Source organism: Leptolyngbya sp. FACHB-261 (assembly GCF_014696065.1).
Lineage (GTDB): Bacteria > Cyanobacteriota > Cyanobacteriia > FACHB-261 > FACHB-261 > FACHB-261.
Genome location: NZ_JACJPL010000028.1, coordinates 143,233 through 157,444 on the forward strand (window position 1 = coordinate 143,233; position 14,212 = coordinate 157,444).

Genomic DNA, 14,212 nt, shown 5'->3' on the forward strand with positions numbered 1-14,212 from the left:
CGACATGACACGCATCATCGATCCGGACCGCTTCGTTCTTCTAGGCACCTTGATTGACTGGGCCGCTGTACGACGGCGCCACCTGAATGAACCTCGTGCCGAACAATTAGCCAGGCAGCGCCAGATCTCAACCAAAATCGTTCAGCTGCGCTGGTTGGTTCACCCTGAGCTGGGTTACCCCACCGAACCCTTTAAGGTCTGGCGGCGACCGGCCTTACCGCTGCAACTGGAGAAAGCGATCACGCCGGAGATTCTCAACACGAGCTTTGGCTTCCGAGTGATCAAGTGGGATGAGCCGCAGGTCTTTATCCGGGCGCGCTTTCAGGTCTCGGGCAGCAATGCTTCTGTGGTTGCTTATGCAGGCGCTCCCTTTGCTTCGGCAGCAGTGGACCTTCAGACCCTACTGACTGGAAGCCAAGAAGCGAAGTTCAGTGGTCCAGCAATCCAATGCCTAGTGGTAATGGCCAACGCCGATCTGCAAAATCTGGTCGGTATCAGCGACAAGGTGGCTGATGACCCTTCCTGGCAGCTGGTCGAGCAGGTTGGCTTGCCGGTAACCGCAGATTGGGCCGGTGTGTTCAACCTCGGCGCGCTCCAAGGCATGCAAGGCGCCTTGATTCAACCCCCGGCTGCCGCGCTCGACCGCTATCGTCGGGGCGCTCCGCTCTATGGCTGGGAGGCAGTGCTGGAAGGCACTACGCCTGCACCGCCCTGGCAACTGGCAAACCCTGCAGCGATCATCCAAACGTTGCGGAACAACCTGCTGGGGCCACTCAAGCAGATGATCACCTCGCGGCCCCCCAACCAGCACAACAGCTTCGAGTTGCAAAATCAGCTGCCGCCACCGGGAGGCGGTGATCCAGCAACAACGCGATTCAAACCGATGAGTACGCTGCTGTTTGGCGCCTCAACCGACCCGTTGCTGTCTCTGATTGCCGGCTTCGGTACCGCTTTCGACGATATTGATCTCCCGCCCATCTCCATATCTGACCGTAAGCTCTTCGACAACCCATCCCGCAGCGACTGTGACTATATGGTCACAGCTCGATATGAGCGAGGCGCAGATGGCAAATCGGCTCCTATTGAGTACGCTGCGATCCTGTTCTCGCCACGACTAGCAACCACTCCCCCAACGCCTGCCAACCTCAGCGCCGCTGGTGATGGTCATAAATCTCCCGCAGCGCTGGACCAGCCGTGGCAGGGAGTGATCCGGCTGGGTTGGGACAAAATTCCAGATACCCTGCCGTTCCGGGTTGGTAGTTACGCTATGGCCCGCAGCCAACAAGCCCCCTCAGGAGGAGTGGTCGCCCTGATGGGCAAACGCCCCTTCGACTCTGCGCTCCAGCCGATCAGTGCCACTACCAGCTTGGAGCAGGAGCAGACGCTTGGCCGCTTGCAGGCCCTGGACGAAACGTACGACATCGCTAGCACACCTAGCCCGAATGGCTTGCGCTATGGCCTGGCCCATCAGGATCTCTTTGGTCTGTGGAGCAGTTGGGCCACAACTGGACACCAAATCAGCGAGCCAGCCGCGCAGTCTGTTGCGATCCTGTCGTCCCGGTTTGAGGTCACCGCTCCGGCTAGTGGCTCAGCCTGCCAGGCTCAGCTAGTTGTTGAGCTTACCTGGGACTGGAAGGTGCGTTCACCTCAGCAGCTAGAGTTGGTTGGTCGTCTCTATCCTCAGGCCAAACGAGGGGTTGCACCTGCCGACATCTCGCTGCCCAACCGATTGCCGAAGTCTCTAGTGGATCTAGCGAGTCCATCGTTCAAAATCACCTTTTCTGGTGGCAACGTAGGAACGCCGGATCCAGGCGGCACGATTGAGTATTTGTCAGACGACGGCAAGAACATTGTGCCCAATCCCCCTACTTTGGCAGGCCCGCGTCGCTATCGCATCACCATCAGCTTTGAGTTGGACTTCGCCTCAACCGGACACATTGGCTTGGCGCTCTGGGCCAGGGGACAAGAAAACCGGCTACCACAGCGATTGGGTCCCTGGTCAGCACAGCCGTCGATTGTGTCTGCCTCCGATCCACGACCCCCAGTGCTCAACATTCAGCACGAAGATGTCCTGCTGGCGAGCATGGCAGACGCCAGTGGCGAACACCATGCGCGTTTGGCCTGGGACAGTGTAGCTGGCGCAGTTGGCTACTTTATCTATACAACGACCGAAACTAAGCTGCGGGTGGATCGGGGACTGGCTGACCCCAACCTCAGTGAAACTCTCTCCCAACGTTTAGTCGCTTTGCGTGATGCCTTTGCGGCTCAGCCAACGCCGGACCAAGGGCCTTCGCGCCGCTCGTTCACTCGCCTTAACGATCAGCCCCTCACCGGGACGAGCACCCAAATCACCCTGCCACGCGGCTCAAAGGAGATCCATCTATACGTGATACTGGGGGTCAGTGCCAGTCAAATCGAATCCGCCTGGCCAGATGCCAGCGATCCAGACCGACGCCGGCGCCCAATTGCCTACGCTGCCCCTCAAGTTGCGGCTCCGTCACCGCCAACTCTGGAGGTATCCCGGATCCTGGACAAAACGGTCGATCCTCACGTCTACCGAGCGGCCCTCCGCATCCAGACCCGTTCCGGCGCGACTGTTAGCCGGATTGACCTACACCGAGTGCGCGTGCCAGAGGCTTCGCTGAGCCTGGACACCATGGGGCCACCCATTGCCAAGCTCAGTGGTTCTGCGCCGCCCTGGGAGGTTACTGCTACACCTGGTACAGGACCGGGAGAAGCCCAACCGATTGGCACCATCAAAGGCAGTGACAGCCCTGAAGGTTCGTGGAAGCGCGTCTTCTATCGAGCGGTAGCTTGGTCTGGTGATGATCTGACTAGAGGCATCTACGGGGGACGGTCATTGCCGAGCGCAGCGCAGGAGGTGGTGATCCCGACCTCAACGGCACCCCAACTGTCAGCGATCAGCAGTACCTGGCCGGGCGGTGCGCTCAGCGATATTTTGCTCACCGTGACTAGTGAGGCTCCAATTAACGAAACACCACTGGGTCCACACCGGCTTAAGGTAGACGTGCGCGCAGCCCGACCAGACGGGTCGTTGCAGCCGTTATACGCCTATCCGGTGATCGCCTCCAACAGCTCTCTGGATAACACGCTGGAGAAAATCCCCACAACGCAACCAGCTCCTGAGATAGGGGGGCTCTGGCGGCAAGCGGGAGCCGCACCAGGGACCACGCAATACAAAATCTTAGTCAAGCGCGCCTCCATTGATGAAGTGCTGAAGGTGTGGATTCAGATGAGCGATCCACTGGGACGCGCCACCGAGCAAACCCTGGAGGTTGCAGCCGGTTCGCCGCTGGCAGCGCCCGTGATCGAGATGCCCGTGGTCACTAAGGTGCTGGGCAAGGGCTTCATATTCAGCTTCGAAACCTCGGTGCCGGTAGCACCAACACCGATTGGGCCCTACTTGCTCAAGGTTGGTTTTGCTGCTGGGCCACTGCTGCCAATTCTGTTGCCAGGCAGGCGTCTGCCTCAGAGGGGTCCATCGGTGGGGGTTGAGCTTCCCTTGTCTCAGATTCCTCTGGCATCAGCGGGTGAGGACGCATTTAACGAGGCCAAGCCCATCCCAGTGCGACGCACCAAGCTTGCTGGCAGCTCAACCCGGATTACCGTGTTCCTGCGCGGCTCGTCAGGCCAGATAACCGTTGTTTTAGAAGCGCCGGATGGGCGTACCAAGAGTGTCCGGAGGAGCTTGCAGTAATGGTCAATATCATTCCGCCCCAGACTGTGCTGACTCCTACAGGGGCAGCCAATGAGCTTCAGTCTGAAGGACTAGACGCGCTAGGCCTCACCGTCCCTACTTTGAGCCCAGCTTGGGCAACTGCAACCCCGGTAGCGGCCAGCGATTACGACGCTGACAATTTAACGCTCAACCTGACCGGAGTCAGAGCGCCGTTTCGAGCCATCCGCACCTTCGTGTCGGCGCCAACCATCTGGAGCGGCGCTGATGGCGCTTCCCTATCAGGCCCTGTTGCCGTGCTGCGCCTCCATCCTGAGGCCGCGCGACGGCTTGAGAGACTTGTGGCGGTGCGGTATGGCGCTCCGGTCATTCGGCCTGTGCCTGTTGCGATAATCATCCGGGGGATTACGCTGCCTGCCCCAGTCCCAGTTCCGGAATGGTACCTGGCGGGTGAGCCGCTCGGTTTGGGAGGCAGTCTGACGGTTTCCTTCCACGATGGCCGGGGCTTACCCATTGACCCGATTGCCGTTGCCGCCATGTTCAGTGATCTGATTACTTGGCGACCAGCGCTACGCATGAGCCAAGACTCTGCAGCAACTGTGGCGGACCCAGGCGGGCTGGATGGCATTGTCTCCTTGGCCTCGGGAGTCCGTTGCCACGTAATCGATCCACATGGTTGGGCTTATGCGCCGAGTCGTGAGTTGGCTCGGCTCAAGGTAGTTGATGCATCAAATGTTGAAATCGCAGCGGTTGCCAACAGCGGTCTAGTGGATCTAGCTGCAGGTCAGCGCTTAGGCCGGTCTGCCAACGATGAAGCTGCTGATTCTGAGAAGCCCTTGCAGTGGGGTTGGGCCACCAGTGGCACCTTGGCTCGTACGGTCCTGGTTCCGCCAGACTTACCGGCAGGCGTAAATTTGGCACGGCAGTTCTTCCGGGTCATGGCGGTAGACCTCAATTGGCATCTGCTGGGCAACCGAAGCAATGACGATAAAATTCCTGACTTTGCCCTGCCCAAGGTTCGTCAATCCGTCCCCAACTTTGACTACCTAGTAGATGGCATGGATGTGCTGGGTGCAGCGGCAGAAATCGCCACGGGCTTTCCGCCGGGGGGTGGGGCTGGGATGTTTGCCCTAGCCGTATCGCCAGTCATTACCCCCGAGCTAGCCGTGCCGCCAGGGACCGGGGGCATCGGTCATTGGCCAGCCTTTCCACTCCCCAATACCAAAACAGCTCTCAGCGCAGCCACAGATCCGACCAACGGTCTCAGCGGCCACTGGCGTAGCCCTGCTGATAGCGAGAGTGCCGATTTCGATGTGGTTCTGACCATCCTGGCGAATGCCGTGCCGGACGGTGCTTATGTACGCATATTCCCGCGCCGCTTTGTCGAGATCCAGGCCATCGGCGAGCAGCCCTCTTTTGTACGGGGTGATGGCGGTGCAGCGCTGGCAGTGGCAGGTACCGCGACCCGGATTTTGCTGGTGGATCCGTTCGGTCTGGCCCCATCTGGAACCAAACCCAATCCAGCCAAACTCGAAGTGGACATAGTGGTCACCAGCCGTATGGGTCAGCGGCGCCTGTTCTCGGTAGTGGCTGTGACACTCAGCGATCCACCTGAAGTCTGGGATGTCTCCCTCGCAGCCTTTGATGGTGACGCGCTCCTGAATACGCCCCCGCTGACAACGTTGTTTTCGAGCCTCAACACGCTATCAATTGCACCCGTGCCGCTGTTTGGGTTGCCGCGCCCCGTAACACCACCCGGCGGCACTCCAGGCAGCATTGCTGCTTTAGTTCGGCAGTTGGCAAGCGAGGAGCAGCCGCGTCAAGGACCCCGGCTACCGACCCAAGCCCGGTTTGAAACCATCCTGGCCCTTGGAACTTCAGTCACACCAGACCAGCAATTGAGTTGGAAGGCTGTGTTGAGTGGCGCGCGTTGGACTTGGGAGAGCCGGGTGGCTCGTCCTGACCTCGGCAATCCTGGCAATCCCGCTGGGCCGGATGTCCATGCAGCGGGCGTTCGTTGCGAGGGGCAACTGGCCTATGATTTGGCGCTGCACGCACTGAAGCGAGCCCAGCCAATTTTGCCAGTCAGTGCTGAGTCGCTCGGTTGGCTCGTAAGCAGCGGTGGCGACAACTGGGATGAGCCGGGTCCGGACAGCAGTGGCACCGTCTCAGCGGCAATGCTGGAGACAGTAGCCGCCTTTTGCGACACACCTGAATTAGCGCTTCCAGGTATCCCGATTCCCCAGCCAACCGATTCGATTCAGACGGTGGTCAATAACCTCGCTGATGCCCTTGGCTTGCCAGCGCCAACCTTCAGTGTTGCTAACGAAGATGAACTGCGACGCAAGCTACAGCGAGAGGTTGTCACAGCTAAGTTTGGTCAGCGAGATGCTCTCTGGGCACTGCATCGGGCGATTGGGCAAGCACGGGAGTTCATCTACATCGAGAGCCCGACCTTTGCTCGCACAGCCCGACCCAGCGGCACACCCAAACCGCATGAGGTGGATCTGGTCGAAGCCATTCGTCAGCAGTTGGCAGCCAACCCCCGGCTCAAAGTGATGATCTGTGTGCCGCGTGTACCTGATTTCGCCGCAGAGAAAGCCCCTTGGGTGAGAGCTGCATTGAAGCATCGCAAGGACGCCATTCAGCAGCTGATTACTCAAGATCGTAACCGGGTTGCAGCCTTTCATCCGATTGGCTTTCCGGGACGTCCTACAGCGATTCGCTCGACTGTGGTGATTGTTGATGACATTTGGTGTCTAGTTGGCACCAGCCATTTTCGTCGGCGGGGCATGACCTTCGATGGAGCGGTGGATGTCGTCAGCCTCGATCGCACAATGGCCAACGGCTATTCGAGTGGGATAACTCGCTTCCGTCAGGAGTTAATGGCTGCCAAGTTAGGCGTTGATGTCCCCGGTTCACCAGCAGTGACTTCGGCCATCTGGACAAGGCTGGCGCAACCAGAGGCCGCCTTCGATACGCTTGCTGATTTATTACAGCAAGGCGGGCTAGGACGTTGTAGCCCGATTTGGGCAGGCCCAACCGATACCAATGTCATTGAACAGAGTGCAGATGTTGTAGACCCGGATGGCGTCGATGAAGACGGCAGTAATCTTCTGAATCTGTTTAAGACTCTGCTGTTGGAGGGTTGATATTGGCTGCAACAGTAACTGCAAAAAAACTGCAAAAATTGAGCAATACAGTTGAGAGGCAGAGGCTCTATTCTTTGGTTGGCCATGTCAGTTGGTCCAGCCAGAACATGTTGATCAATTAGCCACTTGATGAACCAATCGGAGTCAACCGACGAGCAACCTTCTGGGCTGGCTTCCCGCCTGTTCGAATCAGCTCAAGCCCTCAACTGCGAGACAGAAGATCTGCTGGTGCTCCTGCTTCAACTCTTCGAGCGAGAACTTCAAGATCAAAACATTGATCTCGACGAAATAGGCTGCATCGAGCAGCTCAGGCTTGTGTTGGGTCTATAAATTGCCTGTCCATCAAAACTAAACGAAAAACTAGGCAGAGAACTAGGCAATCTGCCAAGTTTCCTCGGGCAAACGACGGTAAATGCCTTGCTGTCGTTGCATAAACTGGTAGCCGATCAACTCGCGGCGCAGAGTTGCACAGTCTGGGTGGCGTCGTTGCAAAATCTCGTTGACGCTGCGCTCTGGATAATCCACCCCCTCCTCAAATTGGCCCACGAGCCATTTCAGAATCACCCAGCGCTTCTTGCGGCTAGCGGGAATCTCTTTGAGTCGCCCCTCCTCTAGGAAGTTACTGAGGATCTTGCGCTCCCAAGCTTGACCCTCCACTTCTGTGACTAGGGAGGCAAGTTGAGCTGGGGAAAAGACGATCTGGTTGAGCTGTGTCAGGGCCTCTGTATTCAGCTGGTACCAGTGAGTGTTGCCCTCAGGGCGCATCTTGACCAGCTTCAATTCCTTGAGCTTGGCCAAGTGATGAGAGATGGTTGGCTCTCGCAACTCCAGCAAGGTTGCCAGTTCTTCCACACTGCACTCACGGTTGGCGAGTAGGCCAAGCAGCTTGAGGCGGCTCTCGTTAGCCAGGGCCTTAAAGAAGCTCAGCAGGGTCTGCAATTCTTGGTTTTCCACACGGGCTCCCTACTTAGACAGGTATCTAATTAGAAGTATATCGAATTAGATAGGCCAAGGTAGAGGAGAATCAGCCAAGTTGCCCCTGTTAAGGAACTGTTGGCAGGGTTCGGTAGCTGTTTTGAGAGTGGCTGTTCACACAGTGCAGTTACCGTCTGAAATGCGAACGTCGGTCGAGCCAAGCTCTGGCTTCGTCTTCTGAATTCAATTGATGGTGTGCTTGAGTGGTCGGATCGTAAATCTGCCAGCAACCGTTTCTCTCTTGCCAAACCTGCAATTCGGGGCTTTGAACCATGCCTTGAGCCAACTTCTGCAAGCTTAGTTTCAGTATGGATAATAGCAACTCAGAAAAACGCGAGGAGGTTAATTTTGGGCTTGATTGAGTCAAAGATAAGAAGTGATTTGGTGAAGAAGATCGCATTGCTAGAAATGCTCCTTTTAATAAGCAAGCTATTGGCTATCTCTGTCTAGATCCAATCTACGCAAAGCTCGTAACTAACACATTCCCCTTTGCTGCCAACCCATACCTATTAATCGGCTAATTTGATTGCATAAAAGTGCAAATCTCTGTTCGCCCTGAACCCGCTTCCAAAGCTAGCCTTAGCAGAGCGAGCCAAAAGTTTTTCGTTTTCAAAGAGTTCTTACAACCCTACCGATTAACCCGCCGCTCCTTTATCATCTATCATCCAAGCTTTGCGCTCTTTTCTGTTTCTTCGACGTGGGCAGACGATAATGCAGTACATCAGCACCCGCGGCAGCGCCCCTGCCCTCACTTTTCCTGACGCCGTCCTAGCTGGCCTAGCCAGCGATGGTGGCCTGTACCTGCCGGAAAGCTATCCACAGTTTTCTGCCGCCGAGTGGCAAAAGCTGGCAACGCTACCGTACCCCGAATTGGCAGCCAGGATCATGGAGCCCTATGTGGGCAGCAGCATCCCTTACTCAACGCTGCTGGCCTTAGCTCAACAGACTTACAGCAAATTTCATCATCCAGCCATCGCGCCGCTGAAACAGCTGAGCCATGATCACTGGCTTCTAGAACTATTCCATGGCCCAACCATTGCCTTCAAGGATTACGCCCTACAGTTTCTGGGACGGCTGTTCGACTATCTACTCGAAAAGCGCTCCAAAAAACTGACGATCATCGGTGCAACCTCCGGTGACACTGGCTCTGCTGCCATTGAGGCCTGCCGGGATAAGTCAACCATGGACATTATCATCCTGTATCCCCATGGTCGGGTATCCGATGTGCAACGGCGGCAGATGACAACCGTTGCCTCCAGCAATGTCCACACCATTGCGCTGGAGGGGACCTTCGACGATTGCCAGAACATGCTGAAAGCTCTGTTTAGCGATATGTCTTTGCGGCAAGAGCGCCATTTATCGGCGGTGAACTCAATCAATTGGGCCCGCATCCTGGCACAGGTTGTTTACTATGCCTACGCGGCCCTTGCCCTGGGCGCACCCCATCGCGCTGTCTCCTTCGCAGTGCCAACTGGCAATTTCGGCAATGTCTTTGCGGCTTACGTTGCCCCCCAAATGGGACTACCGGTCAAGCATCTCGCCATCGGCACCAACAAAAATGATATTCTCACCCGTTTTTTTGAAACTGGCAGCATGAGTATCACCGGGGTGGAACCCAGCATTAGCCCCAGTATGGATATCCAGGTTTCTAGCAATTTCGAGCGTCTGCTCTTTGACCACTACAAGCGGGATGGCGCTCAGGTTGCGTTAGCAATGAACGGCTTTCGCCAATCCGGAAAGTTCCAAATTAGCGCCGAAGGCCTGCTGCAATTACAGCGAACCTTTAAGGCCTACCGCCTTGATGACGATCAGACCCTGGCAGTGATCCGCAAGGTGTACCAGGAAACGGGCGAACTAATTGACCCACACACCGCGATTGGCGTTGCCGCAGCGGGACGGGCCATTGAGCCCGGCATTCCAGTGGTGTCCCTGGCCTGTGCCCACCCAGCCAAATTTCCCAAGGCTGTCAAGCAAGCGACAGGCGTCCATCCACCGCTACCAGACTGGCTGGCCGACCTGCACCAACGCCAAGAACGGACTACTGTTTTGCCCAATAGCTATAGCCAGGTGAAGGAGTTTGTTCTGGGCTGCACTTCCAGCTCGCTGGCCAGTTGAGAGGCCAGCTGAGAGACCAGTTAAGAGTTCCAGGGCAGGATAGTCGCAGAGAAGGGGACAGAGAAGAGTAAGAGCTGTGGCTGCGCTACCTCAGCAATGAGCAAACGCAGCTCTACCTCGGAGGGCTGAGCTTATGGAGATCGTTCCGGATAAAACAGCCTGAGCGAGAATGCTAGCTCAAACGCCACAGAGCCGGCATGACAGCCTTCTCTGCGGCTAACCCACCAGCGGGTACGAACCGCTAACAGGCTAATTATGAATACATCTACCGAATTGCCTAAACAGGCTGAACTGACCAAAAAATCAACCAAAGCTACTGAACTAGCAACAAAAGCAACTCAAGCAGCTGAGCATGACTTTACCGGCTTCTGGGAAGCCTTCCTCTTGGGTCTGCAAGGAGAGGAGTTGCCGGTGGATATGTGGGGGTTGTTCAGCCTGGACGGCTGGCAACGAGGCTGGAAGGCCCGGGAAGAGCTCCATTAAATAAATTGTGAATAGAAAAAGGGCTAGGGCAGTGACTCTGCTTGCCCTCCTACCGGTTTGAGCTCTGGACCCTGAGTTCAAAACTCGAAGTGGTGGGAGATTGTATTGCTCCGTTAAATTGCTGCATTGAATAAAGTGAATAAAGTTTCAAGGTCCGGGCTGCAATCCCCAAGCTTTGAGAAGCTTCTACGGATGCTTAGTTTGAGCCGTACCAATTTTGGACCTAATCCAGATGCTTTCAGCCCCTTCTCCCCAGCACTCGCAGCACTCCAGAAACCTCCATAGAAACCCAGGTGTTTGGCTCAGTATGCTCCTGGTGACTTTAGTAACGAGCTGCTCCTCTGCCCAGCCGCCTCAATCGACGGGTGAGGGGGGCCCACCTACGGGTTCCCCAGCCTCTCCTCAGGCCACCCAAGCACCCAGTTCTGCTGCCTCTGCGCCTGCCAGTCCTGCACCCGACGCGCCCAAGTCCAGCCCATCCTCTCCAGCTTCAGGCTCGTCCTCAGCTTCGGCGACTTCATCTGCTCAGCTTCCCTTGGCTCAAGATCAAGTGCTGCAGCGACTAGATGGCATTCCGGTGTTTACACTCGCGAATGCTAAGGGTGCTCCGATTACTGCATCATCGCCCCAGGTTGCTCAGGGCGCTCCCATCGTCACCTTCTTCTTGAGCTATCAAGAAGCTCAGCAACTCCTCACGCAGCTCCGCAGCCAAAATCCCAGCGTTGGGCGAGAGGCAAAGATCATGCCCCTGTCATTGAGCCGTGCGCTCCAGCTGGCTCATCAGCAAAACCCTGCGCAAGGAAGTGCTTCCCCAGGTGCCGCCCCACCAAGTGGTCAACAACGCCCGATTTTTCAATTCAGGCCTAATCCAGAAAGCCTGCAGGCCGCTACCAAAATCCAGCAGGCCAATGGACAGTCGGGACAAAGCATCTCCGGGGTGCCTGTGTTCTTTCTCAAGGGAGCTAGCCAAAACCAGCAGGGACTCGTCACCATCAGCCGGGACGGCAAAAGTGCTATTCCCTTTTTCTTTGATCAGCAAGATGCCAAGAAGCTGCTCGATCAGCTGCAACAAAAACAACCCGATCTTGCCAAGTCAACCCGGCTAGAGGTCACCAGCCTGACCCAGGTGCTTAGTTCCGAGCTTGACCCAGCAACCAAGGCTACGACTCAGCAGTTTACATTCGTGCCTTCCCGAGCTGAGGTGGAATCGGCTCAAAGTCTGAAGACAAGTAAACCAGCAAGCTAGGTCTGGAAAGGCTCAGTCAGGCAGACTCGTCTTCGAAGTCGATAGCTAGGACAGTTGCATGGGGGTCCAGGTCTGTCTCACTTAAGGCAATCACCAGTTCCCCCAGCGGATCTCGACTAAAGGAATCTAGGATGGCGCAACGACTGGTATAGGACAGTGGCTTGCGGTTGGATAGCAACTGGACGCCCTTGACTCTGCGGATCGGCACACCCCGAACCGTGACGCTGTCATAGGGTTTCAGGAGCAGATGCAGATAGACTCGCTTGCCCTTCCGGGTTGAGGGACCGTAGAACTGCCAGGGCTCCAGCCCTGGCTGCGTGCCAAGAATGCTTTCGTGATGCAGAGCCATCCAGGTCTGTACTGTCTCTAGGCGCTCCAGCAACTCTGGCTGAATCTGGCCATTGCCCATCGGACTGACGTTGAGCAGTAGGTTGCCGCCCTTTGCTGCCGCCTCACACAGGGTATGGATAATCTGACGGGCCGACTTGAACTGCCGATCAGCCGGGTTATAACCCCAGCTTTCATTGATGGTCAAACAGGTTTCCCAACTCCGCTCAGGGGGTTGGGCTGGGACAAATTGCTCAGGCGTATCGAAATTGCCATAGCCCGGCAGGCGGTCGTTGATCAAGATCTCGGGTTGCAGTTCCCGGATCATCTTGTGGATTGCCTCCGTCTGCCACTGTTCCGGCGTGCGCTCCCAGGCGCCATCAAACCAGAGAATATCGATGGGGCCATAATCGGTCAGTAGTTCGCGCAACTGGGCAAACAGAAACTGAGTGAAGCGCTGCCACTGCTCAGTGCTGGGCTGTCGAAACTGGCCAAAGCGATAGGGCTTATCGGCTTCGGTGAAAGCGGGATAGTCTGGGTGATGCCAGTCGATGAGAGAAAAATATAGGCCGACACGCAGGCCCTCGGCTCGCATCGCTGTTACGAATTCCCGCACAATATCTTTGCGGTAGGGCGTGTGCTCGATCGAGAAATCAGACTGGCGGGTGTGAAATAGAGCAAAGCCATCGTGGTGCTTGGCAGTCAGGATGACGTACTGCATCCCTAGTTGTTTTGCCAGCGCAGCCCACTGTTGGGGGTCATAACTTTGTGGATTAAAGGTCTGTGCCGTCCGCTGATATTCCTCAACTGGAATGTCGGTGCAGAAGGGCAAACTGAAGACACCTCCCACTAAAGGCCAGGACAACTCGCAACCCTGCTGGCTACTGTGGCCCCAATGCACAAACATGCCAAACCGAGCCGTATTAAACCAGCTTTTGATCATTCGCTTGGGTTATTGAAGAACCTGAATTCTACCGAACATAGGAGGCACCGTTAATGTCAATTGTGGTGCCAGTGGCGTGGGGAGCCAAACCAGAGGCTAAAAATGCAATCACATTCGCCACATCTTGGGTCGGAGCAGGCTTTCCCATTGGAATATCTCGCGTGACATAATCTGCGCCTCGCTCCTGCATGACTTGTTCAATGCGTTCGGTATGCACAAAGCCGGGAGCAATGGCAAAAGCAAGAATATTATCTTTGGCAAAGCCACGGGCAATACTGCGGGTCAGCGCAATGACCCCGCCCTTGGACGCAGCGTAATGCATGTACTCAGGTCCATCGCCTCGGAAAGCAGCTCGGCTGGCAACGTTGATGATTATGCCGCCCTGTTGGCTTCTAAAGTGCTGAATTGCTGCTCGACATAAATTGGCTACGCTCACTAAATTGACTTGTAAAGTTGTTTGCCAAGCCCCTGACCAGATTTCCCATTCATCCTCTACCGCAGCACTCGGCATCACAGCGGCATTGTTAACCAGAACATCAACTCGTCCTTGCCAGTTAATCGCTTGTTGCCACAATTCAGTTGCGGCATCGGGCAGGCTTAAATCAGCTGAGACCAGTTGACAACGGTTTGGTCTTATCTGTTCAGCCACTGCTTCTGCTTCGTTTCGGCTACTGCCATAATGCAAAACCACATCGGCTCCAGCCTGACTTAGCGTGCGAGCAGTGGTAGCACCAATACCACGGGAGGCTCCGGTTACCAGAACGACCTTTCCCTTCAAATCAATCATGTTCGATAATCATGGTTAACGGGGATAGCGCTGTAATTCTGTAGTACGTTGGCGAGTCAAGCGAGCAACGCAATCGCTGAATCTGGCGAATTGACCGGTGCCACTGTCCGGGCCTCCCCCTTCAGACTCACAAGCATCATCTCGATATTGAATCCAGGACCGCTGAGCTGCGACCAAGCGAGAGCGTTCAGCGGCGGAAAGTTGTCGGATCAAGCGTTGATAAACCTGGTTGAGTTGCCGATCTGCGGCGTCGGCTGCTTGCTGAGCGCAGAACTGCACTTCTGGTGTGCCTTGAGGATTCTTGCAATCAGGCTGCTGTGCCAATAGCGTCCGCGTCGGAGTTAGTACTAGAGGGAAAGCGACAACAACGGCCAGTGAAATAGAGCGCAGCATGAGCTTGGTCAATCGGAATACCAACATTATGAGCATAGTTACGAACAGAGTTCAGCCCAAGAGCTCTCTATTAGTCCTTGAGCTGAAGCCTGAA

General features: G+C 56.0%; 11 protein-coding genes. 6 read left to right on the forward strand and 5 right to left on the reverse strand.

Features of this window, described 5'->3' with window-relative positions:
• Positions 1-4 precede the first annotated feature (4 nt).
• From H6F94_RS24490 to H6F94_RS24500, 3 genes are all read left to right on the forward strand, one after another.
• Positions 5-3,718: a hypothetical protein gene (locus tag H6F94_RS24490; RefSeq protein WP_190804900.1), complete on the forward strand. Its 3,714-nt coding sequence runs from the start codon at positions 5-7 to the stop codon at positions 3,716-3,718.
• The gene (locus H6F94_RS24495; RefSeq protein ID WP_190804901.1) at positions 3,718-6,849 is read left to right on the forward strand and encodes a phospholipase D-like domain-containing protein; all 3,132 of its coding nucleotides are present in this window, start codon (positions 3,718-3,720) and stop codon (positions 6,847-6,849) included. Before H6F94_RS24490 ends, H6F94_RS24495 begins: the two co-directional genes overlap by 1 nt.
• Before the next feature lie 129 nt (positions 6,850-6,978).
• Positions 6,979-7,179 (forward strand): hypothetical protein, encoded by a 201-nt coding sequence (locus H6F94_RS24500; RefSeq protein WP_190804902.1) that lies wholly within the window; start codon positions 6,979-6,981, stop codon positions 7,177-7,179.
• A gap of 42 nt (positions 7,180-7,221) precedes the next feature.
• On the opposite strand, the gene H6F94_RS24505 is transcribed toward H6F94_RS24500, so the two are convergent.
• Together H6F94_RS24505 and H6F94_RS24510 are read right to left on the reverse strand one after the other, a co-directional pair.
• On the reverse strand, positions 7,222-7,803 hold the full coding sequence (locus tag H6F94_RS24505; RefSeq protein WP_190804903.1) for a DUF2087 domain-containing protein: 582 nt from the start codon (positions 7,801-7,803) through the stop codon (positions 7,222-7,224).
• Positions 7,804-7,951: 148 nt separating this feature from the next.
• A complete protein-coding gene (locus H6F94_RS24510) occupies positions 7,952-8,098 on the reverse strand; it encodes a hypothetical protein (RefSeq protein WP_190804904.1) in 147 nt (48 codons plus the stop codon).
• 437 nt (positions 8,099-8,535) lie between these two features.
• Here H6F94_RS24510 and thrC point away from each other — a divergent pair, with 437 nt between their 5' ends.
• The 3 genes from thrC to H6F94_RS24525 all read left to right on the forward strand — a co-directional run bounded on the left by thrC (position 8,536) and on the right by H6F94_RS24525 (position 11,668).
• The gene (gene thrC / locus H6F94_RS24515; protein WP_190804905.1) at positions 8,536-9,939 is read left to right on the forward strand and encodes a threonine synthase; all 1,404 of its coding nucleotides are present in this window, start codon (positions 8,536-8,538) and stop codon (positions 9,937-9,939) included.
• A gap of 255 nt (positions 9,940-10,194) precedes the next feature.
• Entirely contained in the window at positions 10,195-10,422 is a 228-nt protein-coding gene (locus H6F94_RS24520; protein ID WP_190804906.1) for a hypothetical protein, read from the forward strand.
• 307 nt (positions 10,423-10,729) lie between these two features.
• Positions 10,730-11,668, forward strand: coding sequence for a Tic22 family protein (locus tag H6F94_RS24525; protein WP_190804907.1), 939 nt, complete (start codon positions 10,730-10,732; stop codon positions 11,666-11,668).
• A 16-nt stretch (positions 11,669-11,684) separates the two neighbouring features.
• Here the strand turns inward: H6F94_RS24525 and H6F94_RS24530 are convergent, their stop codons facing one another.
• The 3 genes from H6F94_RS24530 to H6F94_RS24540 are packed head-to-tail and all read right to left on the reverse strand — an operon-like array spanning position 11,685 to position 14,118.
• Positions 11,685-12,938 (reverse strand): alpha-L-fucosidase, encoded by a 1,254-nt coding sequence (locus H6F94_RS24530; protein ID WP_190804908.1) that lies wholly within the window; start codon positions 12,936-12,938, stop codon positions 11,685-11,687.
• 28 nt (positions 12,939-12,966) lie between these two features.
• Positions 12,967-13,725, reverse strand: coding sequence for an SDR family NAD(P)-dependent oxidoreductase (locus tag H6F94_RS24535; protein ID WP_190804909.1), 759 nt, complete (start codon positions 13,723-13,725; stop codon positions 12,967-12,969).
• Positions 13,726-13,740: 15 nt separating this feature from the next.
• A complete protein-coding gene (locus tag H6F94_RS24540; protein ID WP_190804910.1) occupies positions 13,741-14,118 on the reverse strand; it encodes a lysozyme inhibitor LprI family protein in 378 nt (125 codons plus the stop codon).
• Positions 14,119-14,212 lie beyond the last annotated feature (94 nt).